Source organism: Dellaglioa sp. CoH-57-MRSF-20 (assembly GCF_056781955.1).
Genome location: NZ_JBXAXV010000126.1, coordinates 1 through 443, shown reverse-complemented (window position 1 = coordinate 443; position 443 = coordinate 1). Strand labels below are relative to the sequence as shown.

The 443-nt window shown below is 56.9% G+C and carries 2 protein-coding genes; both read left to right on the top strand.

Annotation, left to right across the window (positions count from 1 at the left end; genetic code table 11):
- On the top strand, positions 1-224 hold a 224-nt coding region (locus AC1RPN_RS08450; protein WP_481763754.1), incomplete at its 5' end, for a hypothetical protein.
- 1 nt (position 225) lies between these two features.
- The coding region (locus tag AC1RPN_RS08445) for a hypothetical protein (RefSeq protein WP_481763753.1) at positions 226-443 on the top strand (218 nt) is incomplete at its 3' end.

The following is a 443-nucleotide window of genomic DNA, read 5'->3' as shown; positions in this document are numbered from 1 at the left end:
TCGCGATCGTATCGAATCCGCCTACCGGTGAATTCAAGGCCTCGGTGCTGACCGGTATCGGGCAGACGGTGGTGGGCCAAGGTCAGGTCCTGTTTGATACAGTGCGCATTCTGTGCCTGAAGACCCCGGCTCCGGGCGACTACACCTTCACGTTCTCGGTGCAAGCAACAAATCAGGAGGGTGTGACCGCGTTCCCCGTCACCCTCACGCTACAGGTGGTGTAATATGGGCACACTCCTTTCTGAAGCACTGGCAAAAGTTGGCGATCCGCTTCCCGTGTACAACTTCGACTTTTTGGTTGAAGGCGAAGCAGACTGGGAAGTTTCGAAGGTTCGGAGTCGGCGTGGCTGGCTCTACATCACGCGCCTCTTGACGACTACATCGGACCCGCGTAATAGGTCGCAGGGTTTTGTTACGGTCCGCATCTACCGGACTGTGACGAA